General features: G+C 60.3%; 29 protein-coding genes and 1 tRNA gene. 15 read left to right on the top strand and 15 right to left on the bottom strand.

Annotated elements, in window-relative coordinates; genetic code table 11:
- Nucleotides 1–3 precede the first annotated feature (3 nt).
- The 3 genes from IBX59_RS04460 to rsmA are packed head-to-tail and all read left to right on the top strand — an operon-like array spanning nucleotide 4 to nucleotide 3,077.
- Nucleotides 4–1,227: a peptidylprolyl isomerase gene (locus IBX59_RS04460; RefSeq protein ID WP_296372832.1), complete on the top strand. Its 1,224-nt coding sequence runs from the start codon at nucleotides 4–6 to the stop codon at nucleotides 1,225–1,227.
- Entirely contained in the window at nucleotides 1,224–2,192 is a 969-nt protein-coding gene (gene pdxA / locus IBX59_RS04455; protein WP_296372830.1) for a 4-hydroxythreonine-4-phosphate dehydrogenase PdxA, read from the top strand. The genes IBX59_RS04460 and pdxA overlap by 4 nt, the downstream gene beginning before the upstream one ends.
- A 45-nt stretch (nucleotides 2,193–2,237) precedes the next feature.
- Entirely contained in the window at nucleotides 2,238–3,077 is an 840-nt protein-coding gene (gene rsmA, locus IBX59_RS04450; protein ID WP_296372828.1) for a 16S rRNA (adenine(1518)-N(6)/adenine(1519)-N(6))-dimethyltransferase RsmA, read from the top strand.
- Between the two features lie 26 nt (nucleotides 3,078–3,103).
- Here rsmA and IBX59_RS04445 read toward each other — a convergent pair whose 3' ends face one another.
- From IBX59_RS04445 to IBX59_RS04420, 6 genes are all read right to left on the bottom strand, one after another.
- Nucleotides 3,104–3,640: a DUF4167 domain-containing protein gene (locus IBX59_RS04445; protein WP_296372826.1), complete on the bottom strand. Its 537-nt coding sequence runs from the start codon at nucleotides 3,638–3,640 to the stop codon at nucleotides 3,104–3,106.
- A gap of 209 nt (nucleotides 3,641–3,849) precedes the next feature.
- Nucleotides 3,850–4,680, bottom strand: a complete 831-nt coding sequence (gene prmC, locus IBX59_RS04440; protein WP_296372898.1) for a peptide chain release factor N(5)-glutamine methyltransferase — start codon at nucleotides 4,678–4,680, stop codon at nucleotides 3,850–3,852.
- A gap of 20 nt (nucleotides 4,681–4,700) precedes the next feature.
- The gene (prfA, locus tag IBX59_RS04435; RefSeq protein ID WP_296372824.1) at nucleotides 4,701–5,756 is read right to left on the bottom strand and encodes a peptide chain release factor 1; all 1,056 of its coding nucleotides are present in this window, start codon (nucleotides 5,754–5,756) and stop codon (nucleotides 4,701–4,703) included.
- Between the two features lie 18 nt (nucleotides 5,757–5,774).
- Nucleotides 5,775–6,212: a DUF1499 domain-containing protein gene (locus IBX59_RS04430; RefSeq protein ID WP_296372822.1), complete on the bottom strand. Its 438-nt coding sequence runs from the start codon at nucleotides 6,210–6,212 to the stop codon at nucleotides 5,775–5,777.
- Nucleotides 6,209–7,183, bottom strand: a complete 975-nt coding sequence (speB, locus tag IBX59_RS04425; RefSeq protein ID WP_296372820.1) for an agmatinase — start codon at nucleotides 7,181–7,183, stop codon at nucleotides 6,209–6,211. Before speB ends, IBX59_RS04430 begins: the two co-directional genes overlap by 4 nt.
- 57 nt (nucleotides 7,184–7,240) lie before the next feature.
- Complete coding sequence (locus IBX59_RS04420) at nucleotides 7,241–8,398, bottom strand: M20 aminoacylase family protein (RefSeq protein ID WP_296372818.1); 1,158 nt, start codon at nucleotides 8,396–8,398, stop codon at nucleotides 7,241–7,243.
- Between the two features lie 63 nt (nucleotides 8,399–8,461).
- Between IBX59_RS04420 and mazG the strand changes: the two genes are divergently transcribed.
- Complete coding sequence (gene mazG, locus IBX59_RS04415; RefSeq protein ID WP_296372816.1) at nucleotides 8,462–9,283, top strand: nucleoside triphosphate pyrophosphohydrolase; 822 nt, start codon at nucleotides 8,462–8,464, stop codon at nucleotides 9,281–9,283.
- Nucleotides 9,284–9,363: 80 nt separating this feature from the next.
- Complete coding sequence (locus IBX59_RS04410; RefSeq protein WP_296372814.1) at nucleotides 9,364–10,368, top strand: Fe(3+) ABC transporter substrate-binding protein; 1,005 nt, start codon at nucleotides 9,364–9,366, stop codon at nucleotides 10,366–10,368.
- Nucleotides 10,369–10,442: 74 nt separating this feature from the next.
- Here IBX59_RS04410 and IBX59_RS04405 read toward each other — a convergent pair whose 3' ends face one another.
- Entirely contained in the window at nucleotides 10,443–12,251 is a 1,809-nt protein-coding gene (locus IBX59_RS04405; protein WP_296372811.1) for an ABC-F family ATP-binding cassette domain-containing protein, read from the bottom strand.
- A 42-nt stretch (nucleotides 12,252–12,293) separates the two neighbouring features.
- On the bottom strand, nucleotides 12,294–13,007 hold the full coding sequence (locus IBX59_RS04400; protein ID WP_296372809.1) for a GNAT family N-acetyltransferase: 714 nt from the start codon (nucleotides 13,005–13,007) through the stop codon (nucleotides 12,294–12,296).
- Nucleotides 13,008–13,079: 72 nt separating this feature from the next.
- Here IBX59_RS04400 and msrB point away from each other — a divergent pair, with 72 nt between their 5' ends.
- Complete coding sequence (gene msrB, locus IBX59_RS04395) at nucleotides 13,080–13,472, top strand: peptide-methionine (R)-S-oxide reductase MsrB (protein ID WP_296372806.1); 393 nt, start codon at nucleotides 13,080–13,082, stop codon at nucleotides 13,470–13,472.
- A 64-nt stretch (nucleotides 13,473–13,536) separates the two neighbouring features.
- Here msrB and IBX59_RS04390 read toward each other — a convergent pair whose 3' ends face one another.
- A complete protein-coding gene (locus IBX59_RS04390) occupies nucleotides 13,537–14,016 on the bottom strand; it encodes an outer membrane protein assembly factor BamE (protein ID WP_296372803.1) in 480 nt (159 codons plus the stop codon).
- Between the two features lie 82 nt (nucleotides 14,017–14,098).
- Between IBX59_RS04390 and IBX59_RS04385 the strand changes: the two genes are divergently transcribed.
- From IBX59_RS04385 to IBX59_RS04350, 8 genes are all read left to right on the top strand, one after another.
- Nucleotides 14,099–14,644, top strand: a complete 546-nt coding sequence (locus IBX59_RS04385) for a DUF177 domain-containing protein (RefSeq protein ID WP_367119356.1) — start codon at nucleotides 14,099–14,101, stop codon at nucleotides 14,642–14,644.
- A 163-nt stretch (nucleotides 14,645–14,807) separates the two neighbouring features.
- On the top strand, nucleotides 14,808–15,014 hold the full coding sequence (gene rpmF, locus IBX59_RS04380) for a 50S ribosomal protein L32 (protein WP_296372800.1): 207 nt from the start codon (nucleotides 14,808–14,810) through the stop codon (nucleotides 15,012–15,014).
- A 23-nt stretch (nucleotides 15,015–15,037) separates the two neighbouring features.
- Nucleotides 15,038–16,159, top strand: coding sequence for a phosphate acyltransferase PlsX (plsX, locus tag IBX59_RS04375; RefSeq protein WP_296372799.1), 1,122 nt, complete (start codon nucleotides 15,038–15,040; stop codon nucleotides 16,157–16,159).
- Nucleotide 16,160: 1 nt separating this feature from the next.
- A complete protein-coding gene (locus IBX59_RS04370) occupies nucleotides 16,161–17,132 on the top strand; it encodes a beta-ketoacyl-ACP synthase III (RefSeq protein ID WP_296372797.1) in 972 nt (323 codons plus the stop codon).
- A 93-nt stretch (nucleotides 17,133–17,225) separates the two neighbouring features.
- A complete protein-coding gene (gene ihfA, locus IBX59_RS04365) occupies nucleotides 17,226–17,528 on the top strand; it encodes an integration host factor subunit alpha (RefSeq protein WP_296372795.1) in 303 nt (100 codons plus the stop codon).
- A gap of 3 nt (nucleotides 17,529–17,531) precedes the next feature.
- Nucleotides 17,532–18,110, top strand: a complete 579-nt coding sequence (locus IBX59_RS04360) for a MerR family transcriptional regulator (RefSeq protein ID WP_296372793.1) — start codon at nucleotides 17,532–17,534, stop codon at nucleotides 18,108–18,110.
- Between the two features lie 49 nt (nucleotides 18,111–18,159).
- A tRNA-Pro gene (locus tag IBX59_RS04355) sits at nucleotides 18,160–18,236 on the top strand.
- A gap of 62 nt (nucleotides 18,237–18,298) precedes the next feature.
- The gene (locus IBX59_RS04350) at nucleotides 18,299–19,384 is read left to right on the top strand and encodes a 2'-deoxycytidine 5'-triphosphate deaminase (RefSeq protein WP_296372791.1); all 1,086 of its coding nucleotides are present in this window, start codon (nucleotides 18,299–18,301) and stop codon (nucleotides 19,382–19,384) included.
- 27 nt (nucleotides 19,385–19,411) lie between these two features.
- Here the strand turns inward: IBX59_RS04350 and scpB are convergent, their stop codons facing one another.
- From scpB to IBX59_RS04320, 6 genes are all read right to left on the bottom strand, one after another.
- Nucleotides 19,412–20,050 carry an SMC-Scp complex subunit ScpB gene (gene scpB / locus IBX59_RS04345; RefSeq protein WP_296372789.1) on the bottom strand — a complete coding sequence of 213 codons (639 nt, stop codon included), beginning with the start codon at nucleotides 20,048–20,050 and terminating at the stop codon, nucleotides 19,412–19,414.
- Nucleotides 20,047–20,838 (bottom strand): ScpA family protein, encoded by a 792-nt coding sequence (locus IBX59_RS04340; protein WP_296372787.1) that lies wholly within the window; start codon nucleotides 20,836–20,838, stop codon nucleotides 20,047–20,049. The genes scpB and IBX59_RS04340 overlap by 4 nt, the downstream gene beginning before the upstream one ends.
- 6 nt (nucleotides 20,839–20,844) lie before the next feature.
- Nucleotides 20,845–21,834 carry a glycoside hydrolase family 3 N-terminal domain-containing protein gene (locus IBX59_RS04335; RefSeq protein ID WP_296372786.1) on the bottom strand — a complete coding sequence of 330 codons (990 nt, stop codon included), beginning with the start codon at nucleotides 21,832–21,834 and terminating at the stop codon, nucleotides 20,845–20,847.
- Entirely contained in the window at nucleotides 21,835–22,764 is a 930-nt protein-coding gene (locus IBX59_RS04330; protein WP_296372784.1) for an SPOR domain-containing protein, read from the bottom strand.
- A 74-nt stretch (nucleotides 22,765–22,838) separates the two neighbouring features.
- Complete coding sequence (gene argS / locus IBX59_RS04325) at nucleotides 22,839–24,578, bottom strand: arginine--tRNA ligase (protein ID WP_296372782.1); 1,740 nt, start codon at nucleotides 24,576–24,578, stop codon at nucleotides 22,839–22,841.
- A 70-nt stretch (nucleotides 24,579–24,648) separates the two neighbouring features.
- On the bottom strand, nucleotides 24,649–25,821 hold the full coding sequence (locus tag IBX59_RS04320) for a deoxyguanosinetriphosphate triphosphohydrolase (RefSeq protein ID WP_296372779.1): 1,173 nt from the start codon (nucleotides 25,819–25,821) through the stop codon (nucleotides 24,649–24,651).
- A gap of 73 nt (nucleotides 25,822–25,894) precedes the next feature.
- Between IBX59_RS04320 and IBX59_RS04315 the strand changes: the two genes are divergently transcribed.
- Nucleotides 25,895–26,221, top strand: coding sequence for an iron-sulfur cluster assembly accessory protein (locus IBX59_RS04315; protein ID WP_296372777.1), 327 nt, complete (start codon nucleotides 25,895–25,897; stop codon nucleotides 26,219–26,221).
- Nucleotides 26,222–26,231 lie beyond the last annotated feature (10 nt).

The raw sequence follows: 26,231 nt of genomic DNA, 5'->3' as shown, positions 1-26,231 counted from the left end.
CGCATGCGCGCCTTTACCATCACCGCCTTTGTTCTGGCCTTGTTGCTGGGGGTTGGTGCAAACCGCCCTGCTCTGGCGCAAGGACAATTTGACGCCGCCATCACCGTGAATGACCGCGTGATCACCCGCTATGAACTGGCGCAGCGCATCCGCCTGCTCGAGGTTTTTCGCACCCCCGGTGATCTGAACCGGATCGCCCGCGACGCCCTGATCGAGGACCGCCTGAAAGAACAGGAACTGGACCGAGTCGGTCTGCGCCTGTCAGACGCGGCGCTGGCGGCTGCGGTGGATGACTTTGCCAGCCGGGCAGATATGACGGCCGACCAATTCGCACGGATGCTGGCGCAAAACGGGGTGGATCGCGTCACGCTGGAAGATTTCGTACGGGTCGGTGTCAGCTGGCGCGATTATGTTCGCAGCCGTTTTAACCGTCAGGTCACTGTCACTGACGCCGATATCGACCGCGCTCTTGCACGGCAGGGAACCGGCGCTGCGGGGATCGAGGTGCTTTTGTCGGAAATCATTATCGCCGCGCCACCGGAACGCGCCGCAGAGGCGCAGCGCGTGGCTGGCCAAATCGCGCAGATGCGATCTTTTGCGGCCTTCGAGGATGCCGCGCGCCAAGTGTCTGCCCTGCCATCACGTGACAATGGCGGGCGGCTGGGCTGGTTGCCGATCGACAACTACCCACCGCAACTGCAAAACCTGCTTTTGGGTCTGCGCCCGGGCGAGGTGACGCAGCCGATCGACATTCCCAACGGGATCGCGCTGTTTCAGATGCGCGCTGTGCGCGAAGGTGCCCGCCGGACCCAGACGCCGGCCAGCATTGCCTATGCCACCTATGCGATTCCGGGCGGGCAAACCCCGGCAGCACGCGCAGCGGCGCAAGACATTGTGGACCGGCTGGACACCTGCGACGATCTTTATGGTGTCGCCCGCAACCAACCACCCGAAATGCTGCAACGCGCCGATCTGCCCCCACAGGACATTCCCGGTGATATTGCACTGGAACTTGCACAGCTTGATCCGGGCGAAATATCGCTGAACCTGACGCGCGACAACGGGCAAACGCTTGTCCTGCTGATGCTGTGCGGGCGCACTGCCGTCGGCCAGCAAGGTCTTGACCGCGAGGCGGTGCGCAACCAAATTCGCAGTCAACGACTGGCCGGCCTGGCCAATGCGCTGGTCGCCGATCTGCAAGCTGCGGCCACGATCACGCAGCGATGAAACCGATTGCCATCAGTTGTGGGGAACCTGCCGGGATTGGCCCCGAAATTGCCGTGGCCGCATGGGCCGCGCTGCGCGACGAAGTGCCTTTGATCTGGATCGGCGACCCCCGGCACCTGCCTGCGGGCACCCCCTTTACGCAAGTGCGCACCGCTGCAGAGGCCGCGCAGACCAACAGTGCGCACTTGCCTGTGCTGGCGGATGATTTCGGTTCGGGTGTGATCGCAGGGCGCCCCGATCCAGCCCATGCCAAAGGGGTGATCAGGGCCATCGCCACGGGTGTTGATCTGGTGCAGACCGGACAGGCCCGCGCGCTTTGCACCGCGCCCATCCACAAGGCGGCCCTGATTGACGGCGCCGCCTTTGCCTATCCCGGCCATACCGAATATCTGGCCGCACTTTGCGGCACCGAACAGGTTGTCATGATGCTGGCCTGCGATGTGCTGCGGGTGGTGCCCGCCACGATCCACATCCCGCTGGCCAAAGTCCCCACCCGCCTGACGGCGTCACTGTTGCGCGACACGATCCAGATCACAGATGCGGCACTGCGCTGTGATTTCGGCATCGCCAAACCGCGCATTGCTGTGGCGGGGCTGAACCCGCATGCAGGCGAAGACGGCAAGATGGGGCGCGAAGAAATCGACCTGATCATCCCTGTGCTGAACGCCTTGCGTGCAACCGGGCTGGACATTCGGGGGCCATTGTCTGCGGATACGATGTTTCACGCAACCGCACGGGCGGGTTATGATGCAGCTGTGTGTATGTATCACGATCAGGCGCTGATCCCGATCAAGACGCTGGATTTTTCAGGCGGGGTCAATGTCACGCTGGGTTTGCCGATCATCCGCACATCACCCGATCATGGCACGGCATTCGATATTGCGGGCAAGGGTGTGGCTGATCCCACATCGATGATCGCGGCCATCAGGATGGCCGCAAAAATGGCTGATGCCCGTGCAGATTGATGGTGTGGGAGACTGCGGCGGGGATATTCATGCGCGGAAGAAGCGATGAGCGGCATTGATGATCTACCGCCGCTGCGTGACGTGATTGCCAGATACGATTTGGCGGCAAAGAAATCATTGGGCCAGAATTTTCTACTGGATCTGAACCTGACGGCAAAGATCGCCCGCCTTGCCGGGGATCTGACCGGTGCCGATGTGCTGGAGATCGGCCCCGGCCCCGGCGGGTTGACCCGCGGATTGCTGGCCGAAGGCGCACGTCATGTGCTGGCGATTGAAAAAGACCCCCGCTGCCAGCCGGCATTGGAAGAGATTGCGCGCGCCTATCCGGGGCGCTTGACTGTGCTGATCGGTGATGCGCTTGATCTGGACCCTTTGGCGTATCTCACGCCACCGATAAAAGTGGCTGCGAATCTGCCCTATAACGTGGGAACAGAATTGCTGGTGCGGTGGTTGACGCCCCCGGAATGGCCGCCATTCTGGGGCAGTCTGACCCTGATGTTCCAGCGCGAAGTGGCGCAGCGGATTGTCGCACAACCGGGCGGCAAGGCCTATGGGCGTTTGGCCTTGCTGGCGCAGTGGCGCACAGATCCCCGCATTGTTCTGGAACTGCCGCCCGAGGCATTCAGCCCGCCGCCCAAGGTCAATTCTGCCGTCGTGCATCTGACTGCTTTGGCCGCACCGCGGTATCCAGCCAACGCTGCGACCTTGAACAAAGTGGTTGCTGCGGCGTTTAACCAGCGGCGCAAAATGTTGCGATCAGCGCTGAAGCCGCTGCACCCTGAAATCGAGGACTACTTGACAGCCGTCGGAATCAAACCGACAGAGCGGGCCGAACAAATTGGGCTAGAGGCATTTTGCGCATTGGCCCGAGCGCTTGATGCGTGAAAGCCCCCAATGTTTGGGGGCTTTGGTTATTCAGCGGCTTCGGATGGTGCAGGGCCATCATTATCTTTTGGAGGGGTCGCCTTACGTGGCGCGCGCGGCTTGCGCGGGCGCGGCTTGGGTTTCTCTTCTGGCGTTTCGACAAGGCCCGACTGCGCCTGATTATCATCGCGCGTATCTGTCATGACCGGCTGGTCTGATTCGCTGTCATCACGCGCCACCGCTTCCTGTGCGCGCAGGCGGTCCTGACGTTCCCGGTCGCGTTCGGCTTGCCGCTGGCGGTTCTGTTCTTCCATTTCTTCGCGCTTGGCATCCACCTCGCGCTGGGCTTCGGCCAGCAGGCGGGTGTAGTGTTCAGCGTGTTGCGCAAAGTTTTCTGCGTTCACACGATCATTCGTCAGTTGCGCATCGCGGTGCAGCTGGTTGTATTTCTCGATCACCTGCTGCGGGGTGCCGCGCACCTTGCCATCAGGGCCGCTGCTTTCGAAAACGCGATTGATGATGTTGCCACCCGTTGGGCGATTGCTGCGGCTTTTGTTCCGCGGCCGTGACTTTGATGGTCTCATGAATATGCTTTCAAGTCTTTCGCTGACGTTGCGCTTGCGCCGTATCGCGCCTGCCTGCGCGTCGTAAATATCTGGCCTTACGATGTTCTGGCGACTGATCGGGGAGAGGTGAGATTTACCTGCAAGCCATCCGATGCTTCTGAATAAACATGCGCGAAGCAGCAAGACAAGTCAAAATTACGCGAAATGAGAGAATTTCGCGCATCTGATCACGTCAGAGCCGCCGCACCCGGCATACGGCCCACAACAACGCGGTCGCGGTGATCCAGATCGGGGACCACCTGAACACGCATAAACCCCGAATCGCGCATCATTTTGGCGACCGAGGCCCCTTGGGTCGGGCCGATTTCAACGATCAACTGCCCATCGGAATGCAAATGCCCGGGTGCAGCGGCTGCGATGATCCGATACGCTGTCAAACCGTCGCCATCATCTGTCAGTGCCATGCGCGGTTCAAACAGGCGCACCTGTGGTTGCAGCGAAGCCATTTCATCGGCAGCGATATAGGGCGGGTTCGATACGATGAGATCAAACCGTCCCGTGACAGCGGCAAACCAGTCGGATTTCACAAGGTGCAGTCGCGCGGCAACACCCAAGGCATTGGCATTTTGTCGGGCCACATCAAGCGCCTGATCGGACAGATCTGTGGCAACACCCGTGGCCTCTGGCCGCTCTGCCGCCAGTGTGATGGCGATGGCACCACTACCGGTGCCAAGGTCCAGAAAGGTCGCAAATGGCGTGCGCAGGGCTTCGGCAATCAGGCATTCGGTTTCAGGGCGCGGATCAAGCACACGCGCGTCAACGTGAAAATCACGGCCATAAAACGCGCGCCGCCCGATGATATGGCTGATCGGTGCGCCCGCCGCGCGCCGCGCGGCAAGTTTGCGCGCCGCGATCAGCGTGGCTGCGGGCAGGCTGTCTTGGGCCAGCAGGGTTATCCGGTCGGGGGCCACACCCATCGCATGGGCCAGCAGCAAACGCGCCTCGCGGGCTGGGTCGGGGCTGGCGCTTTCGCGCAGGATCGTGATCAGCGCTGACACACCATCGTTGACCGTGCCTGTCACGCGCCCATTTCCGCAAGCAGCGTGGCCTGTGCGTCTGATTGCAGCGCATCTATGATTTCATCCAGATCGCCCTGCATCACCTGCCCTAGCGCATAAAGCGTCAGGTTGATGCGGTGGTCGGTCAACCGGCCTTGGGGGAAATTATAGGTGCGGATCCGTTCCGACCGGTCACCCGACCCTACCTGTGACTTGCGGTCGGCAGATCGGGCGTCGTCCACGCGTTGTCGTTCCAGATCGAACAGGCGGGTTTTCAGCACCTGCATGGCGATTTCACGGTTACGGTGCTGGGATTTTTCGGCGCTGACCACGATGATGCCGGTCGGAATATGCAGGATACGCACAGCAGAATCGGTGGTGTTCACGTGCTGGCCGCCAGCCCCAGAGGCGCGCATGGTATCAATGCGCAAATCGCCGGGGTTGACCTGGACATCCACATCCTCGGCCTCGGGCAGAACAGCGACGGTTGCGGCAGATGTATGGATGCGCCCGCCGCTTTCGGTTTCTGGCACACGCTGGACACGATGCACCCCGCTTTCGTATTTCAGCCGCGCGAAGACGCCATCACCCACAACCCGCGCGACAACTTCCTTGATGCCACCCAGCTCGGTTTCAGCCTGTTCAAGGATTTCGAATGTCCAACCCTGTTTTTCAGCGTATCGCTGATACATCCGCAACAGGTCGGCAGCGAAAAGCGATGCCTCTTCCCCGCCGGTTCCGGGCCTGATTTCGATCAGGGCGGGGCGGGCATCGGCGGCATCCTTGGGCAACAGCGCCAGTTGCACCTGTTGTTCGGATACCTCCAGTTGCGCGCGCAGGTCGGTCAGCTCTGCCTCGGCCATTTCGCGCATTTCGGGGTCTTTCAGCATCGTTTGCGCATCGCTGATCTGCGCCAAAAGATCCTTGTAGGCGGTGACGGTTTCGACGACCGGGCGCAATTCGGCATATTCGCGCCCAAGAGCCGCGATTTCGTTGCCGGCAGCACCTTCGGCCATTTTCGCCTCCAGATACTGGAAACGATCGATCAGTTGTTCAATCTTGTCAGAGGCTATCATGGCAAACCGATTGGCCGATCACAGCTCTGCGGTCAAGGGGCCAAGCGCATCAAGCCAGCCCTGCACCCGCGCGCGGTTCACACCCAGATCGGACTGACCAAAGCGCAAACGCCCGTGGATGGTCAGCGTGTCGCCATCGACCTGAACAGTGGTGTAATCGGGAAAGCCCATGATTCGCGACCGGGTGACAAAGGTGATCATGCCCTGATCAACACGGCCTGCGACCACTCTGGTGCGCGGCGTGGCCAGCGCGCGTTGTTCAAGGGTTGCCAACACCTGCGCTGCGGGCGCGATGATCGTGCGCACGGCGGTAAAGCCACCGGTGGCGGCATAATCGCCCGGCGGCTGGGGGGCTGATGCCTGATGCACGCGCGCCGGGTCCATCGGGGCAAGCCGGACATAGGCCATGCCTGCGACGATCAGCAGAATGAGTATGGTCAGGATACGCAGGATCATATTGACGTTTTCCTTTTATTCCAAAGCGCCAGGCAGCAAAGCTCCATCGCGACATGCGCGCCCGCAATCGCGGTGGCACCTGTGGTGTCATAGGGCGGCGACACCTCGACCACGTCACCGCCAAGCATGTGAATCCCCGCCAGATCGCGCAGCATCGCCGCCGCCTGCCATGTGGTCAGCCCACCCCAGACCGGCGTGCCGGTGCCGGGGGCAAAGGCGGGGTCAAGCACGTCTATATCAAAGGTGATATAGGTCGGGTGCAGGCCGACAATTTCTTTCATGCGGTCCACCACATGGGCGGTTCCCTTTTCGTGGCACGTCCGCGCGTCGATATAGGGCATGCCAAGGTAGTCGTCACAATGGGTGCGGATGCCCACCTGCACTGACCGCGTGACATCGACCAGCCCCAGCTTGACGGCTTTGTACATCATGGTGCCATGGTCGATCCGGCCCATATCGTCATCGACCCACAGGTCGGAATGCGCATCGCACTGGATCACCGACAAGGGTCCGTATTTCGCCGCATAGGCCCGCAGGATGGGCAGGGTGATGAAATGATCGCCCCCCAGTGTCACGGTAGCGGGGCCTTGCGCAATGATGGCGGCGATATGCGCCTCGACCAGGGCCGGCACGCCTGCGACATTGGCGTAATCAAAGGCCATATCGCCATAATCCACGATGGAAAATTCTGACAGGGGGTCAAACCCGTTCCAACCATAGGGCGGGTCATAGGGTTGCAGGCACGATGCCTCGCGGATGGCGCGGGGGCCAAAGCGGCAGCCGGGGCGGTGGGTGACCGCCTGATCAAAGGGCACGCCGGTGACTGCCAAATCAACGCCAGTCAGATCCTTGGTATAGCTGCGGCGCAAAAATGATGTGGCCCCGCCAAAGGCATTTTCATAAGCTAACCCGCGATGGTCTTTGCGGGTGAAAGCAAGATCCACCTGCCCTTTTGCGTCTTCCAGTGCCATGTCAGTCCTCTTTCGTTCTTTTACGTGCTGTCCGGGATCAAATTTAGCTAAATTTGATCACCGCAACGGCAGTGCGCGTTCCACCAGCCGGGCAAAAAATGACGCCCCCACAGGTAAGACCGCATCATTGAATTCATAGGCGGGATGATGCAGGCCTGCGCTGTCGCCATTGCCGATGAACAGATAGGCGCCGGGTCGCTTTTCCAGCATATAGGCGAAATCTTCCGCGCCCATCTCGCGCCTATGATCTGCCACCACATCCGCCGACACCGCGCGCGCCACATCGGCCGCAAAAACGGTGCTATCGGGGTCGTTGACCGTCGCAGGATAGCCCACGTCATAAACCAGTTCTGCCATAACACCATAGGCCGCCGCCTGCCCCGCCACGATCTGATCAAGCCGGGTCATCACCATTGCCTGCACGGCAGAATCGAATGTGCGCACGGTGCCGTTGATATAAGCGGTGCCGGGGATCACGTTATCAGCAGAGCCTGTGTGAATTTGCGTGACCGACACCACCAGATCATCGGTGGCGGCGTGGTTGCGGCTGACGATGGTCTGGATCGCCTGCACGATCCCGACAGCAGCCATGATCGGGTCAGCGGTTTCATGCGGCATCGCCCCGTGCCCGCCGCGCCCCGTGATATGAATCTCAAACGAATCGACCGCCGCCATGATTGGCCCCGGCGTGGTGTAAAACGCCCCGACCGGCGTGCCGGGCGCGTTATGCAGCGCATAGACCTGGCCGATGTCGAACCGCTCAAGGATACCTTCCTGGACCATCACCTGCGCGCCGCCGCCCAATTCCTCGGCCGGTTGAAAGATCAGCGCAACACGGCCCGCGAAATTGCGCGTCTCGGCCAGATATTTCGCAGCCCCCAGCAGCATGGTCGTATGCCCGTCATGGCCGCAGGCATGCATCCGCCCCGGCACGGTCGATGCATGATCCAGCCCTGTCATCTCGTCCATCGGCAGGGCATCCATATCCGCGCGCAGGCCAATCGTTGGCCCTGCCGCATTGCCATTGATGATGGCGACCACACCGCTGGTCGCAATACCTTCATGCACCGCGTCCACGCCGAATGCCCGCAGGAGGTCCACGACAAACGCGGCTGTCTGATGACAATCGAACTGCAATTCGGGATGCGCGTGCAGATGCCTGCGCCATGCAGTCAAATCATCGGTGAAATCAGCGATGCGATTGATCACGGGCATGGGTGGCACTCCGGGCGTCTGGGCAATACGGTGCCACTTGACCGCAACAAGGGGGCCTGCGCAATGGCTGATAACACAACGATCCACGATCCTGACGGCGGGATGCCGCGCCTTTTGGAAATCATGCGCCGGTTGCGCGACCCTGACACGGGCTGCCCGTGGGACATCGCGCAGGATTTCACCAGTATCGCGCCCTACACCATCGAAGAGGCTTACGAAGTGGCTGACGCCATTGCCCGGTCCGACTGGGCCGAATTGGAAGGCGAATTGGGCGATCTGTTGTTACAAACCGTCTATCATGCGCAGATGGGCGCCGAGGCAGGGCATTTCACGTTCGACAGCGTGGTGCGCGCCATAGCGGACAAGATGGTCGCGCGCCATCCGCATGTGTTTGGCGACGAATCGCGCGACAAATCGGCGGAACAACAGGTGGCCGATTGGGAAAAGATCAAGGCAGCCGAACGCGCAGGCAAGGCGCAGACCCGCACGCTGGACGGGGTCGCCATTGGGCTGCCCGCACTGATGCGGGCGGTAAAACTGCAAAAACGCGCCGCCCGCGTCGGTTTTGACTGGCCTGATACCAGCCATGTGATCGACAAGATCGTCGAGGAAGCCGCCGAGTTGGTCGAAGCCCGCGACACGCAGACCCATGCCGAAACGGTCGAGGAATTCGGCGATCTGCTGTTTGTCATGGCCAATCTGGCCCGGCATCTGGACATCGACCCCGAAGAAGCGCTGCGCGCTGCCAACGCCAAATTCACAAGGCGGTTCGAAGCGGTCGAGGATGCCCTGGCTGAACGCGGCAAGCGCCCCGCCGAAAGTGATCTTGCCGAAATGGATGCGCTTTGGGATGCCGAAAAAGCGCGGGAAAAGGCCGCGCACTAATACCCGATAAAAAGATTCAGGTATTGAACATATTAAAAGAGTCAGGTTTATACGTCACAGTTGAAAACCGGAGCCAGACCATGACATTTCGCGCCCTTCTTCTTGCCGGCACTTGCGTCGCCTTCGCGGCCCCAGCCTTGGCCGACGTTAATATTTACACCACGCGCCAGCCTGCATTGATCCAGCCGGTCATGGATGCCTTTACGGCGGAAACCGGCATTGCGGTAAATCTTGCCTATGTCGATAGCGGTCTGGCAGAACGCCTGCGCGCCGAAGGCAACCGTTCGCCCGCCGATCTGGTGATGACCGTCGATATCGCCAACCTCAAACAGATCGTGGATGCCGGCGTGATCCAGCCCGTGGAAAGCAACGTGTTGACGGCTGCGGTGCCGGAAACGCTGCGCAGCCCCGACAACCTGTGGTTTGGTCTGACAACGCGCGCGCGGATCGTTTATGCCGCGCGCGACCGGGTCGCCGATGACGAAATCACCACCTACGAGGATCTCGCGTCGGACAAGTGGCAAGGCCGCATTTGCACCCGTGCGGGGCTGCACGACTATAACCTTGCGCTGTTGTCGGCTGTCATCGCGCATCTGGGCGAAGACAAGGCGCGTGACTGGGCGGCAGGCGTGCGCAAAAACCTTGCCCGCAAGCCCGAAGGCAACGACCGCGCGCAGGTGCGCGCGATCTGGGCGGGGCAATGCGATATCAGCCTTGGCAACACCTATTATATGGGGGAAATGCTGAACAATGCAGAACAGGCCGCATGGGCCAATGCGGTGCGCATCGTTTTTCCGACGTTTGAAAATGGCGGCACACATGTGAACGTATCTGGCGTGGCGATGACGACCGCGGCGCCGAACCGCGATCAGGCGTTGCGCCTGATGGAATACCTCGTGTCGCCAGAGGCGCAGCGCATCTATGCGGACCTGAACTATGAATACCCGGTGCTGCAAGGTGTGCCACTGTCAGATCTGGTGGCAAGCTGGGGCGAGTTCACCCCCGACGACGTAAACCTTGACGATCTGGCAGGACACCGCCCCGCTGCCTTGCGGATCATGGAAGAGGTCAATTTCGACGGCTGACCAGCACCTTCGATGTTGCAGGGGGGCTGTCTGCCCCCCGCGCGCGCCACGGATATTTATGCGCGAAAAAAACGTTACCGGGCGGCTTTTTCTTCCAACGCCAGCCATTCGTCTTCGGCGTCTGACAGGGCGTTTTGACGGGCGACCAAGGCGTCGGTTGCTTTTTGGAATTTCACCGGCTCTTGCGTGAAAAGGTCGGGATCGGCCAGCAGTGTTTCGAGTTTTGCGATTTCCGCGCCCAAGGCATCAATCACGCTGGGCAGTTCATCAAGCCGGTGTTTTTCGGTAAATGACAGCCCGCCCGCGGTTTTCTTTTCCACCTGCTTTGGCTTTTTGGCCAAGGGCTTGGATGCCTCTTTGGCTTCGGTAAAATCGCCGCCGCGCTGGGCGCGGTAATCTGACCAACCACCCGCATAGACAACCGCCTGCCCCTGCCCTTCCATTGCGATGGTTGTTGTCGCCACCCGGTCAAGAAAGTCGCGGTCGTGGCTGACCAGCAGCACGGTGCCGTCATAATCGCCCAAGATATCCTGCAACAGGTCCAGCGTTTCAATGTCCAGATCGTTCGTCGGTTCGTCCAGCACCAAAAGGTTGCTTTCGCGCGCCATCAGCCGGGCCAGCAACAGCCGCGCCTTTTCGCCCCCCGAAAGCGAGCGGACCGGCGCACGCGCCTGTGCCTCGTCGAACAGAAATTCCTTGAGGTATCCCACCACATGTTTGGGCTGGCCGCGCACCATGATCTGATCAGATTTACCGCTGACGCCCAGTTCGGGATCATTGGCAAGGTTTTCCCACAGCGACATATCGGGGTTCAGCGCCGCGCGGCTTTGATCGAAAATCGCGATATCCAGTTTCGTGCCCAGCTTGACGGTGCCCGCATCGGGGGCCACCTGCCCCAGCAGCATCTTGATCAGCGTGGTTTTGCCCACCCCATTGGGGCCGACAAAGGCGACACGATCGCCGCGTTGCACGGTCAGGTCGAAATTGCTGATGATCTGTTTGCCGTCAAAGGATTTTGACAGGCCTGTTGCCTCCATCACCTTTTTGCCCGATGTGCTGCCGCCTTCGAATGCCATGGCGGCCGTGCCCTGGCGCCGGATCTGGGCCGCGCGTTCGGCGCGCAGGTCTTGCAAGGCGCGCAGGCGGCCCTGATTGCGGGTGCGGCGGGCGCTGATGCCTTCGACGGCCCAGCGGGCCTCGGCCTTGATCTTGCGGTTCAGTTTGTGGCGCTGCTGGTCTTCTTCTTCCCAGATCTTGTCGCGCCATTCCTCGAACCCGTCAAACCCCTGTTCGGCGCGGCGCACCGCACCGCGGTCGATCCACAGCGTCGCGCGGGTCAGCGCGCGCAGGAATGCACGGTCGTGTGAAATCAACACGAACGCGGCGCGGGTCTGTTTCAATTCGTTTTCAAGCCAGGCGATTGCTTCGATATCCAGATGGTTTGTCGGCTCGTCCAGCAGCATCAATTCGGGGGCTTCGGCCATCAGTTTGGCCAGCGCAGCACGGCGGCGTTCCCCGCCCGAGGCTGTGGCCACCGCACCGGCAGGGTCGAATTTCAGCCCTTCGGCGACCATTTCAACCTTGTAGGTTTCATCCATGTCCAGCCCGCTGGCGGCGTAATCGCCCAAGGTGGCGAAACCATCCATGGTGGGGTCTTGTTCCATATAACCGACCTGCACGCCGGGCGACGCGACGCGCGTGCCCTCGTCCGGCAGCACAAGGCCTGCCATGACTTTCATCAAGGTTGATTTGCCCGATCCGTTGCGGCCCACAAGGGCCACGCGGTCACCGGGCTGGATCACCAGCGAAAGGTCGGCAAAAACGGGATCACCGCCGTATGTCAGGGCGATGTCGGAAAGCTGAAGAAGGGGTGCACGTGCCATGACCGTCAGCTAGGGCGGCGCGCAGGAATACGCAAGGGGGCATTAGCTGGCAATTGCGCGCAAAATCCGGGCGCGCGCAGGTGGAACGGCCGCAATATCAACGCAGGTGAACACATGCTGGGTGTTCATCTGCCGGTCCACCACCACATGATCACCTACCCAAGCCCCCATCGCCAGATAACTGCGCAACACCGACGGCAATGGGCGTGTCCCTTGTGCAGGCAGTTGCGCAAAGGCCACTGCCTCGGGGGTTCTGGGCTTGGGGCAACGATCCGGCGGGCCAAGATGAAACGCGGCCAGTTGCGCAAAGACGCGCCCATAGTCATGCGGGTCAGTCCCTGCAAAACTGGTGCAGCCGAAAAGCAAGGTAATGTTTTCAGCATCCACCAGCCGCGTCAATGCGCCCCATAGCACGCGCAGGACATCGCCATCGCGCACATCGGCGGCAACACAAAGGCGACCCAATTCGATCACGGGTTCGGTAATTTTGGCAAAGCCTGCGAGATCATAGTATTGCGCGGTATAACCGGTGTTGGCTGCTGTGCCATCCGGCAAAAGCCAAAGCCGCAGCACAGCCACCACCCGCCCTGTCTGCCCCACCACCATCAAATGCCGGCAATCCGCGTCAAAGCTGTCAACGTCACGGCCTGGCCGCCGGAAAAATGCAGCATGACGCAAGCTATGGCATGCGGTCACGTCAGCGGCGCTTGTTGCGAAGCGGGCAACATAACGGCCCTTTTGAAATGGAATTGTCATTCACCCCCACCTTGGCGAACCTGCGCCTGCGCTCTAGTTTAAAGGGTAAGGCTGGAAAAGGAATGCCAACAGATGGACAAGATTGTCAAAACCGATTCCGAATGGCGCGCAATGCTTTCGGATCTTGCCTATAAGGTGACGCGCAAACATGGGACAGAACGGGCGGGCACCCATGACGATTTCCCCAAAGAACCGGGCACGTATCTGTGTGTGTGCTGTGGTGCGCCCCTGTTCGATCAAAGCGCCAAATTCGAAAGCGGCACGGGCTGGCCTTCATTCTTTCAGCCGATCGCACCAGAGACGGTGGGCGAAAGCGTTGACCGCAGCTTTTTCATGAAGCGAACAGAAGTGCATTGCGCCCGCTGTGATGCGCATCTGGGGCATGTTTTTCCCGACGGCCCGCCACCGACAGGGCTGCGGTATTGCATGAATGGCGTCGCCCTGACGTTTGAACCGGCAGACTGACCGGCAAGGCGTCAGTCAGAAGGATGGCGGCCACATGCAGGCAGATGCCGCCCTCGGTTTGGCGTCAGCGCGGTTCTTCGCCCAGAAGCGCACCGGCATCTACCCGCCCGAAAGCCCCCAGAAGCTGGCCGATAAATGTGACATCGTTGATGCCGTCCTCTGTTACGCGGCGGTCAAGAACCACGACCTGACCATCCTGCAACGTGTAGCGGGTGATATTGCGCACCACCGCGTTCGAATCAAAGCTGACCACCGTCACCTGACGGTCCGTTTCCTGCGGCGCAAAGGCGCCAAAATGCCGGAACGTGCTGGATACATAATAATAATCGCTATTGCCCAGCAACCCCACGGATGTGGGCGGACCAAAGCGGGCGATGACCGCTTCGCGTGTCGCTTGCCCGACCTGCACCGCGGCCTGATCTTCTGCCGATGGCGCAAAGCCGTGGAACCGTTCGATCGGCGCGCAAGCACCCGCCAGCCCCAAAACAGCCAGCATTGCCACTGTGCGCAGCGTAATGACTGGTTTGCCTGTGTGTCTGCTCATGACCGCCCTCTTGCTTTGGCAACTGATGCCTTTTATCCCGCTTACAGCAGAAACGGACCGCAATTCAAGAATGGAAGCACCCTTGGCCGCACTCCCACGTTCACAGCTGCGTCTGGCTGATCTGACAACCCGACGCGCAACAGACTTTTCGCTGGTGCCAACCGCCGATGAAAGGCGCGCCATTGCTGATGCGCTGGGGATCACCGCGATCAGAAAACTGCGCTTTGCCGGTCAGATCGCGCCGATCGGCACCACTGACTGGGCGCTGCGGGCCGATCTGGGCGCCACCGTCGTGCAAGACTGCGTGGTTACGCTGGACCCGGTCACCACCCGGATCGATGAAACCGTAACCCGCCAATATGTCGCCGACCTGCCCGCGCTGGACGGGCCAGACGTTGAAATGCCCGTGGATGACACGGTTGAAGAATTGCCCACGGTCATCGACATCGCCCAAGTGATGATCGAGGCGCTGGCGCTGGCGCTGCCACTTTATCCGCGCCGCCCGGATGCCGATCTGGGCACGGCCGTATCCGCCCCGAAAGGCGCAACACCGCTCACAGATGCGGACGCCAAGCCCTTTGCCGGTTTGGCCGCCCTGCGCGCAAACCTTGAAAAAAAAGAAGAATAGCGCATTAAATACAAGTCAGGAAAAATAGTTGCACCCTGTGTGAATCGCAGTATGTTCGCGGCCTCTTTCAGATCGCATCTCGACAGGGCGTCCGTAATGACGTAGGACGCCCCGAGAAATCAAAACACGCGGGCCGCCGGCCCATTTATCATAGGGTTGAGACATGGCTGTCCAGCAGAACAAAGTATCCAAATCCCGCCGCAACAATCGGCGTTCTCACGACTCGCTTGTCGCGGCAAACCCGAATGTTTGCGACAATTGTGGTGAGCTTAAGCGCCCCCACCACGTGTGCCCGTCCTGCGGGCACTATGCGACACGCGAAGTGATCGCAAATACCACAGAAATCGACCTTGACGACGACGCTGCGTAAGTAGCTGAACGGGCGCGGGGAAGATGACCAAAGGCCAGACGGGCACCGATCCGACAGGGGCTAACGCATCACACGTGCTTTCGGTTGACGCCATGGGCGGCGATGAAGGGCCTGCAACCGTCGTTGCGGGCCTGGCCGTGTTTCTGGGCAAATCGCCCAAAGCCAGCGCGATTCTGCATGGCCCTGCGGATGTATTGCACCCCATGCTGCGCAAACATGGGATCAGTGATCGGGTGACGGTTCATGATGCGGTCAGCGTCGTCAAGATGACCGACAAGCCAAGCCATGTCTTGCGTCAGGGCAAAGACACGTCGATGTGGTCTGCTATCGAAGCCGTGCGCAACGGTCAGGCCGCAGTCTGTATCAGTTGCGGCAATACCGGCGCGCTGATGGCCCTGTCGATGCTGCGCCTGCGCAAGGCCGAAGGTGTGAACCGGCCTGCGATTGCCTGTATGTGGCCATCGCGCAACCCGTCGGGGTTTAACGTGATGCTGGACGCGGGGGCCGACATCCGCGCCGATCAGGACGATTTGCTGACCTACGCACTGATGGGGGCATCTTACGCGCGCAACGGGCTGGGCATTGAACGGCCCCGGATCGGGCTTTTGAACGTCGGCACCGAAGAACACAAAGGCCGTGCTGAACTCAAGGTTGCGCACGAACTGATTGCAAATGCCGCCGCAAAAGGCGAATTCGATTATGTCGGTTTCATCGAAGGGGGTGATTTACCTTCGGACAGGGTCGATGTGATCGTCACCGATGGGTTTACCGGTAACGTCGCGCTGAAAACTGGTGAAGGCACGGCAAAACTGATTTCAGACCTGCTTCGCGAAGCTTTGATGAAAACGCCGCTTTCGATGCTGGCCGCCGTGATGGCGCGCGGGTCGCTAAAGCGGTTGCGCAAACGGATTGATCCGCGTCGGGTGAATGGCGGGGTTTTTCTGGGGTTGAACCAGACCGTGATCAAAAGCCATGGATCAGCGGATAAAACCGGCGTCACGGCTGCGCTTTTGCTTGCCTACCGCTTGGCGCAAAGCGGGTTTTCCGACAAACTGGCCGCGCGGGTTGCATCGGCGGCGTCCCTTGCCCAAGATACGACACAAGACAGCAGGACCGACAGGTCTGACACCAAGACAGGCAAATAACATGACACGTCGCGCAGTCGTCAAAGGGATCGGGCATTACCTGCCCCGGCGGATCGTCCCCAATGCCGAGTTCGAAAAAACGCTTGATACAAGCCATGACTGGATCGTCGCACGGTCGGGGATCGAACGGCGCCATTTCGCTGGCGAAGGGGAAACCACGTCAGACCTTGCCACGCATGCAGCCAAGGCCGCACTGGACAATGCCGGGATCACCGGCGACCAGATTGACGCCATCATTCTGGCCACATCCACCGCCGATATGACCTTTCCCTCTGCCGCGACGATGGTGCAGAATAACATCGGCAACACCACCGGCTTTGCCTTTGATATTCAAGCGGTTTGTGCCGGATTCACCTTTGCGCTGGCCAATGCCAATGCGCTGATCGCCTCGGGTCAGGCCGACCGGGTGATGGTGATCGGGGCCGAAACATTCAGTCGGATCATGGATTGGACAGACAGGTCAACCTGTGTGTTGTTCGGCGATGGTGCCGGTGCGTTGATCTTACAGGCACAAGAAGGTGACGGCACATCGCAAGATCGCGGCATACTGGCGACCGACCTGAATTCCGACGGGCGCTATCGCGACCTTCTCTATGTCGACGGCGGGGTTGCCACACAGAACACCGGCGTCCTGCGCATGCAAGGCAAGGAAGTGTTCCGCCATGCGGTCGAAAAACTGGCGCAGACGGCCGAAAACGCGCTGCGCAAGGCTGGGCTTGGCCCGGACGACATCACCTGGGTTGTGCCGCATCAGGCGAATATCCGTATCATCCAGGCCACTGCCAAGAAACTGGGTGTGGATATGGACCGCATCGTTGTGACGGTGCAGGACCACGGCAATACCTCGGCGGCGTCGATTCCGCTGGCCCTGTCCGTGGCGGTGCAGCGTGGGCAAATAAAACCCGGCGATCTGGTCCTGACCGAAGCTATTGGCGGCGGGCTGGCCTGGGGGGCTGTGGTGATCCGCTGGTAGGCGAAACCGTGCATCTGGTGGCAATGCCAAGTCATTGTTATTGACTCTTATTTTAGCGCAGGCTTATGTTCATTGGGAAGCGGGGGACATATGATGGCTGACAAGACCTTGACACGGATGGACCTGGCAGATGCTGTGCACAGCCAGGTTGGATTATCCCGCAACGACAGCGCCGATTTGGTGGAAAGCGTTCTGGGGCATATTTCAGATGCGCTGGTTGCCGGGGAAACGGTGAAAATATCTTCTTTTGGCACTTTCTCGGTTCGGGAAAAGGCCGCACGCGTGGGACGCAACCCCAAGACCGGGGAAGAGGTGCCAATCCACCCGCGCCGGGTGCTGACCTTTCGCCCGTCGCACCTGATGAAAGATCGTGTGGCGGCCGGGAACAAACGCTAGGTCATGGCCAAGGCAAAAGACGCATTCCGCACGATCAGTGAAGTTGCCGAATGGCTTGATACGCCGACCCATGTCCTGCGGTTTTGGGAAACCAAATTTGCGCAGATCAAGCCCGTCAAAGGCGCTGGTGGGCGGCGCTATTACCGGCCCGAAGATATGGACCTGTTGGCCGGAATCAAACAACTGCTTCACGAAGACGGGCTGACGATCAAGGGCACGCAAAAGCTATTGCGCGAAAAAGGCGTGAAATACGTTGCGGCACTTGGCCCTTCCATCACGGTCGCGCCTGACGCAGAATCGCATGCGCCGGCCAGCACCGCACCGGTGCGCACCGCTTCGCATAGACCCGCCGCGCCGCGACAGGATCATTTGCCTTTTGATCCGCCAGCGCCAGCACATGTAGCCGCAAAGCCTGACAAACTGTTCGAAAAGCCGGCGGATTCGAACGAAATCCCCCCCCTGCCCAGCCGTATTCTGGGGTCTGTGCCGGTCGATCCAACCGCCCTTAAGGCCAATGCCCACGAAATTGCGCAGCTGTTGACACGATTGGAAATTTTGCGTGACCGCATGCGCGCTGTCTGAAGATTTCGGGCTTGCCCCTGCACGCAATTTCGTTATGACAGCGATCAGTCGGGCTATAGCGCAGCCTGGTAGCGCGTCCGTCTGGGGGACGGAAGGTCGCAGGTTCGAGTCCTGCTAGCCCGACCAATCACAACCGCCCGTTTGCGTCATGGCGCAGCGGGCGTTTTGGTATCCGAAAGGACCACGCGATGACAAAACCCGGCGTTCTGGCAGACCACCAGATCAGTGGCTTGATCGCAAGCGGCGCCATCACGGCCAAATCTCCTGTGACGGCGGAACAAATCCAGCCCGCATCGCTTGACCTGCGGCTGGGGGAAACCGCGTATCGGGTGCGCGCATCGTTTCTGGCCGGACGGCACCGCACTGTGCGCGAACGGCTTGCGGAATTTCAGATGCATGCCATTGAGCTGGCCGGCGGCGCTGTCTTGGAAAAAGGCTGTGTCTACGTCGTGCCTTTGATGGAACATCTGTCGCTGCCTGCTGGCATGACCGCCGCTGCAAGTGCCAAATCGTCAATCGGGCGGCTGGACCTTCTGACGCGGATCATCACCGACCACGGCGTCGAATTTGACCGTGTGCCAGAAGGTTATGACGGCCCGCTTTACGTTGAAATCTGCCCGCGCTCGTTTTCGGTTGTGGCCCAGCCGGGGCAGATGCTGAACCAGATCATCTTTCGCCAAGGCAAAACGTGGCTGGATGATGACGCCTTGCGCGCCTTGCATGCGCAGACGCCCATCGTGTCGGGTGATCCGGTCATTTCAGACGGGTTGGGGTTTTCCGTTGACCTGAAACCGGCCAAGGGCAATCTGGTCGGCTATCGCGCCAAACCACATACCGGTGTGATCGACCTTGCAAGGGTCAACTATTATGATCCGGCGGATTTCTGGGAACCTGTTTATACGAAACATGGCTGGATCATTCTTGACCCTGGCGCATTCTATATTCTTGTCAGCCGCGAAGCGATTGTCATTCCGCCCCTGCAAGCCGCTGAAATGGCACCTTATCTGGCCATGGTTGGTGAATTCAGGGTGCATTACGCCGGTTTTTTTGATCCCGGTTTCGGCTATGCCGCCGCTGGCGGTGACGGGTCGCGCGGTGTGCTGGAAGTGCGCTGCCACGAAGCGCCATTTGTTCTGGAACACGGGCAGATTGTGGGGCGTTTGATTTACGAACATATGGCGGCCATGCCCAATGCGCTTTATGGCGCGCAAATCAAATCCAATTACCAGGGCCAAGGGCTCAAGCTGTCAAAGCATTTCAAACCGACAGCCTGATCGTCAGGCGACACGCAGGGCGCCCGGTTATTCCGCAAAAAGTTCGCTTTGATCCGAATCATCATCATCGTCACCCTCAGCCGGAAACCCCGCCCCTGGCAGCGGGCGGTTTTCCAGCAGGCCCGCGGCGCGCAATTCTTTCAGCCCCGGCAGGTCGCGGGCGTTTTCAAGGCCGAAATGGTCCAGAAACCCTTGGGTAACAACAAATGTCACAGGCCGCCCCGGTGTCATCTTGCGGCGGCCAAAGCGGATCCATTCCAGTTCAATCAGCTGGTCGATCGTGCCCCGGCTGACGCTGACCCCGCGGATTTCTTCAATCTCGGCGCGGGTGACGGGCTGATGATAGGCGATGATCGCCAGCGTTTCGATCGCGGCGCGCGACAGTTTGCGCACCTCGACCGTTTCCTTTTGCATCAGGAACCCAAGATCGGGCGCCGTGCGGATCGCCCAGGCGTTGTCGATACGCACCACATTCACCCCCCGCCCTTCATAGCGTTTGCGCAGATGGGCGATGGCCTCGGCGGGGTCGCAGCCGTGGGGCATGCGCCCCGCCAGTTCCTGCACCGTGATCGGATCGGCGGTGGCGAACAGGATCGCCTCGACCATGCGTTCCTGTTCACCCATCGGCGGGGCATCGAACAGGCTGTCGTTGTCACGTTTTCTCATGGGCGAGGGTCTTTCTTGCGGATCTGGATCGGGGCGAATGCATCCCCCTGCCGTATTTCGATCTTGCCTTCCTTGGCCAGTTCCAGACTGGCGGCGAATGTGGCGGCGGTGGTGGACCGGCGGCGTTGCGGGTCAACATCCCAACCATCGGGCAGGTAGCTTGCGATATCGGTCCATTCACCGGCAAAGCCGATCAGACGACGCATCCGTTCCAGCGCCTGTTCCATCGTCATGACATGCGCACGGTCCAGCACGAAGGGGCGGAAATCATCACGGGTGCGGATACGCGCATAGCCTTGCATCAGGTCCAGCAGCGTCGCCGTATAGGTCACGCGGCGCACGCGCTGCACATCCTCGGTGATGCCACGGGCAAAGAAATCGCGGCCCAACTGGTCGCGCGCCATCAGCTTGGCTGCGGCTTCACGCATGGCTTGCAGGCGTTCCAGCTGAAACGCCAGATGCGCGGCAAGTTCTTCGCCTGACGGGCCATCTTCCTTGGGGTCAGGGGGCAACAGCAGACGCGATTTCAGAAACGCCAGCCAAGCCGCCATGACCAGGTAATCAGCCGCCAGTTCCAGCCGCAGCTGTTTGGCCCGCTCTACAAAGGCCAGATATTGTTGGGCCAGCGCCAGAATGGAAATCTTGCGCAGGTCTACCTTTTGCGTGCGCGACAGGGTCAGCAGCAGATCAAGCGGCCCTTCGAAGGCGCCGACATCAACAATCAGCGCCTCAGCCGCGACACGGTCACTGACGCTGATCGGATCGGGCTGAAACGCATCGTCTTGCATATTACCTCACGCCAAAAGCGCTTTAAACTCGGCTTCCAAGGCGGGGATGTCAATTGGTGCGGGGTGTTTTCGCTGCGCCAGCGCATGATTTGCGCGGGTCATTGCCGCCGGGGTCATGGCCCCCGCAGCCGCGACAACAGCCTGCATTTCGGCAGCGTCACCATTGCAATGCAGCACGATATCGCACCCCGCCGCAACCGCCGCCGCCGCGCGGTCGGTCAGATCGCCTGACAGCGCCTGCATCGAAATATCATCTGTCATGATCAACCCGCCAAAGCCGATGTCCCGCCGGATTACCTGCATCATCGCGGGCGATGTGGTGACGGGATTGTCAGGGTCGACATCAGTGCAGACGATATGGGCGGTCATGCCCATGGCGATATCGTTCAGCGCCCGAAAAGGCGCAAAATCGCGCGCATTCAGATCCGCGCGCGGGGCTGTCACTGTTGGCAGCGCCTTGTGGCTGTCAACAGCAGCCCGCCCATAGCCGGGAATATGTTTCAGCACCGGCAGTACACCACCGGCCAAAAGCGCCGCAGCACAGATGCGCGCGGCCTGCACGACCGTATCCACATCGCGGCCATAAAGCCGGTTGCGCAGCACCGGATGGGTCACATCCTCGACCAGATCGGCCAATGGTGCGCAATTGACGTCGATGCCCACGTCATGCAGTTCTGCCGCAATCAGCCGATTGCGCAGCCATTGCGCGCGCATCGGATCACGGGCGCGCGCCATCTGGTCCAGCGCGGGCAGGTATGCGCGCCAATGGGGGGCGCGCATCCGCTGCACGCGCCCGCCTTCCTGATCAATCAGGATCGGCACCGCGCGGCCCAGCAGACCGCGCAGATCATCGGTCAGGGCGCGCAACTGGTCGGGCGTGTCGATGTTGCGGGCAAACAGGATAAACCCCAGCGGGTCAGCATCACGGAAAAACCCGCGTTCCCAGTCGGTCAGTGTTGGTCCGGCGGGGCCAAGGATCGTTGCGTTGATTGCCACCTAGTTCACAAGCACCGCGATGCAGTTCGCACCCTCGGCTTCGAGCGCCGTGCAGAAACGCCGCGCTTCGTCGCGGTCGGCAAACCCACTGGCCCGCAACCGGTACCACGTGCCACTGGATTGATTGCTGACCTGGATCACGCGGCTTTTGCCGTCAAGCAGGCGGCCAAAGCGGCGTTCAAGCTGTGCCCATTCGCTGGCAGCAAGGGTGGGTGACGGGAATGCGCCAAGCTGGACAAGGTTGGTGCCGGGGGCAAATTCGGTTGTGGTGACCGCCACCTCTTGCGTGCTGGATGGTGCCGCGCTGACAGGCGACGCCATTGCCACTTGCAATCCCATTGGGCGCAGCACCGGACGTGGCGACAAAGCCACCCCAGGCACAGACGCTGGAACGATATCAGTGCCATCAGATGGCGCGCTGGCGTCGGTGCCTACGGCGATCTGATCGGCCAAGGCAAGGATGTCGGCGTCGCTGGGGCCGTCGTTTTCGATGACCGGCGGATTATCGACAATCAGACCGGCCGGCATGACGATTTCTGTGTCCATCTCGTTCATGGTTGAAACATCCATTTCCTGCGCTTCGGCTGCGGGTTCCACATCCAGATCTTCGCGGGAAAGGCCCATGGTCATCGGGGCCAAGACCAACAAATCTTCGGGTCCGCCCGCCTCGCCAACGGCGGCCACCTCGTTCACGGCCAAACCAGTGTTCAGCGCCACATCTCCGCCAGGGTTATCAGGCAAAACGCGCATATCGCCTTCCATGGCGCGCACCACGGGAATACCGCTGACATCGCGTATGATCAGCTTGTAGCCCCAGAAACCGACGCCCGCCATCAGCGCCAGCGAAAGTGCGGCCCCTGCATAATTGACGATAGAACCGGCGCGCAATGCACCACTGTGCGGGGTGAACCCCTCATCATAAACTGCCATCTCTGCCTCACTGTGCCCCGTGCCTTTTGGCTTTTGGGGTCAATTCATTCAGCCTGATCCGGCAGCCCTGTGCGTTAGCGCATCTCTTCTGCCGGTGTGACCCCAAGAATACCAAGACCGTGCGAAATAACAATCGCAACCGCCCGGATCAGGGCAATTTTCGCCTGTGTGGTATCTGAGTCACCAATCTGCACGAAACGTAAGCCGGGTTCGCTGTTGCCCTGATGGTACAGCGCATGAAAATCTGACGCCAGATCGTACAGATAAAATGCGATCCTGTGCGGCTCGTGGCCCTTGGCAGCGATATCCACCAGACGCGGCCATTCCGCCAATTTGCGGATCAGCGTCAGTTCGGCGTCATGGGTCAGGCCCGACAGATCGACCCCTGCCAGCGTGGCATCGGACACATCCGCGAACTCTGCCGCCTTGGCCACGGCGGAATTCACCCGCGCATAGGCGTAGTTGACGTAAAAGACGGGGTTATCCTTGGATTGTTCCAGCACCTTGTCAAAATCGAAATCCAGCGGCGCATCGTTCTTGCGCGTCAGCATGTGGAACCGCGTTACATCGGGGCCAACCTGATCGACCACATCACGCAGGGTCACGAATGTTCCCGCGCGTTTCGACATCTTGAAGGGTTCACCGTTCTTATACAGTTTCACCAGCTGCGTCAGCTTGATGTCCAGCGGCACCTTGCCATCGGACAAGGCCGACACCGCCGCCTTCATCCGTTTGACATAGCCACCGTGATCGGCGCCGAAAACGTCGATCAAGGCCGCAAACCCGCGCTGCACCTTGTCATAGTGATAGGCGATATCGGGGGCGAAATAGGTCCATGCGCCATCGGATTTCTGCACCGGCCGGTCCACGTCATCGCCATGGGCGGTCGAGCGGAACAAAGTCTGTTCGCGCGGTTCCCAATCTTCGGGCATTTTGCCCTTGGGCGGTTCCAGCACGCCTTGATAGATCAGCCCCTTGGCATCAAGTTCTGCAATCGATTTTTCGATCAAACCACTGCCATACAATGATTTTTCAGAAAAGAAACTATCCATCACAATGCCAAGCTGCGCCAGATCTTCGCGGATCAGCGCCATCATCGCATCGGTTGCAAACAGGCGGATTTCATCCAGCCAGACATCTTCGCCCTTGCCCACAAAGGCATCGCCAACCTTGTCCTTCAACGCCTGCCCCACGGGGATAAGGTAATCGCCGGGGTAAGTGCCATCCTCGAACGCGACGTCCTGACCGTGCGCTTCAAGATAGCGCAGGTAGACCGACCGCGCGAGCACATCAACCTGCGCGCCGCCATCGTTGATATAGTATTCGCGGGTCACGTCATAGCCTGCGTAATCCAGCAGGCTGGCCAGCGCATCACCAAACACAGCGCCACGGGTGTGGCCCACATGCAGCGGGCCTGTCGGGTTGGCCGATACATATTCCACCAGCATCTTTTGCCCCTGCCCCAGCGTGGACCGGCCAAAGCCCGCATCAGTCAGCACGGTGCGCACAACCCCCTGCCAGACGCCGGGCGCAAGGCGCATGTTCAGAAATCCCGGACCGGCGACATCGGCGGCAGCGATACGCGGATCGGCCTGCAATTTCGCCGCAAGTGCCTCGGCAATCACGCGGGGGTTCATTTTGGCGGGCTTGGCCAACACCATCGCCGCATTGGTTGCCATATCGCCGTGCGCTGCGTCGCGGGGCGGTTCGACTGCGACAGCATCGGTGGACAAACCGGCGGGCAACGCGCCTTCGGCTGTCAACTGGTCAAGGCTATCCATCACGAGCACGCGGATATCGGCAAAAAGGTTCATCGTGTCATATCCCAAAAATTCCCATTCGGTTTAGCACCCCGCGCGCGGGCGTCAATCGGTCGGCAGGCGATCAGTTTCCATCAATGACCCCTGCGGGCACATCGGCCCCGCCAATCAGGCGCTTGTGTTCCTGAATGGCAAAGCGGTCGGTCATCCCGGCGATATAATCGGCCACGATGCGCGCCAATGCCGCCTGATCCGGGGCATCGGCCACGTCCTTGCGCCATTGTTTGGGCAGTTCATTGGTGTTTTCCAGAAAGAACGGAAACAGTTCATTAACCATCTGCGTGACGACCGCCCGCATCTCGACCACCGCAGGGGCGCGATACATGCGCGTGAACAGAAACTGGCGGATCACCTTCAGGTCGGTCCACAAATCAGGCGAAAACTGCACCACCATCCGCCCCGCATGGCGGATGTCATGCACCGTGGCCGGGGCCAGTTCGGTCAGGTTGCGGCGGCTGACGGTGATCACATCCTCGACCAGAACGCCAAAGAACCGGCGCAGCGCCTCATGCCTGCGGCGGTAATAGTTCAATCCGGGGTATTTCGCATCGACCCGCGCAAAGCAGTCGTGCAGAATCGGCAGGTCTGCCAGATCGTCGGTGCTGAACAATTCCGCACGCAACCCGTCGTGCAAGTCATGGTTATTATAGGCTATATCATCGGCCAATGCCGCTGCCTGCGCCTCGGCGCTGGCGTGGGTGTGCAGCTCAAGATCGTGCCGCGCATTATAGGCCGCCAGCGCATAGGGAATGTCGCCAACAACCGGCCCGTTGTGTTTGGCAATGCCTTCCAGTGTTTCCCACGTCAGGTTCAGCCCGTCCCATTCGGCATAATGCCGTTCCAGGTTGGTGACGATGCGCAGCGCCTGTGCGTTGTGATCAAAGCCGCCATAGGGCTGCATCAACGCATCCAGCGCCTCTTCGCCGGTGTGGCCAAACGGCGTGTGGCCCAGATCATGCGCCAGCGCCACCGCCTCGGTCAGTTCCACGTTCAGCCCCAGCGCGGCGGCGACGGTACGCGCCACCTGCGCCACCTCTATCGAATGGGTCAGGCGGGTGCGGAAATAATCGCCTTCGTGTTCAATGAAAACTTGGGTCTTGTGTTTCAACCGCCGAAACGCCGAGGCGTGGATGATCCGGTCGCGATCCCGCTGAAACAGTGACCGGAATGTGCTTTCTTCTTCGGGGTAAAGCCGCCCCCGCGCGTTGGCGGGGTCGGTTGCATAGGGCGCTGTCATTGGTCTGCCTGTCTTGTCCGTCTTGCCTATGCCCCCTATATTGCAAATGAACCCAAACCGATAGGTCTGTCTGATGCTTACCATCCCCCCCAAGGTCACCCCCCGCGCTTTTGAACGGCTTGCCGAAATCGGTGCCGCCGCCCAAGGCAAGGCACTGCGTGTCGCTGTCGAAGGCGGCGGATGTTCAGGGTTTCAGTATGAAATCGACCTTGACGCGCCGAAAGATGACGACCTGATCCTGTCGGATAAGGGCGAAACCGTGGTGATTGACGCAGTATCACTGCCGTTTCTGGCCGATGCCACGATTGATTTCACCGAAGAACTTATCGGCGCGCGGTTTGTCATCAACAACCCCAACGCGACATCATCCTGCGGCTGCGGCACGTCGTTTTCGATCTGAGCCTTGCACA

It is taken from the genome of Yoonia sp. (assembly GCF_014859355.1).
Taxonomy (GTDB): domain Bacteria; phylum Pseudomonadota; class Alphaproteobacteria; order Rhodobacterales; family Rhodobacteraceae; genus Yoonia.
This window is presented reverse-complemented; position numbering and strand designations above follow the sequence as displayed.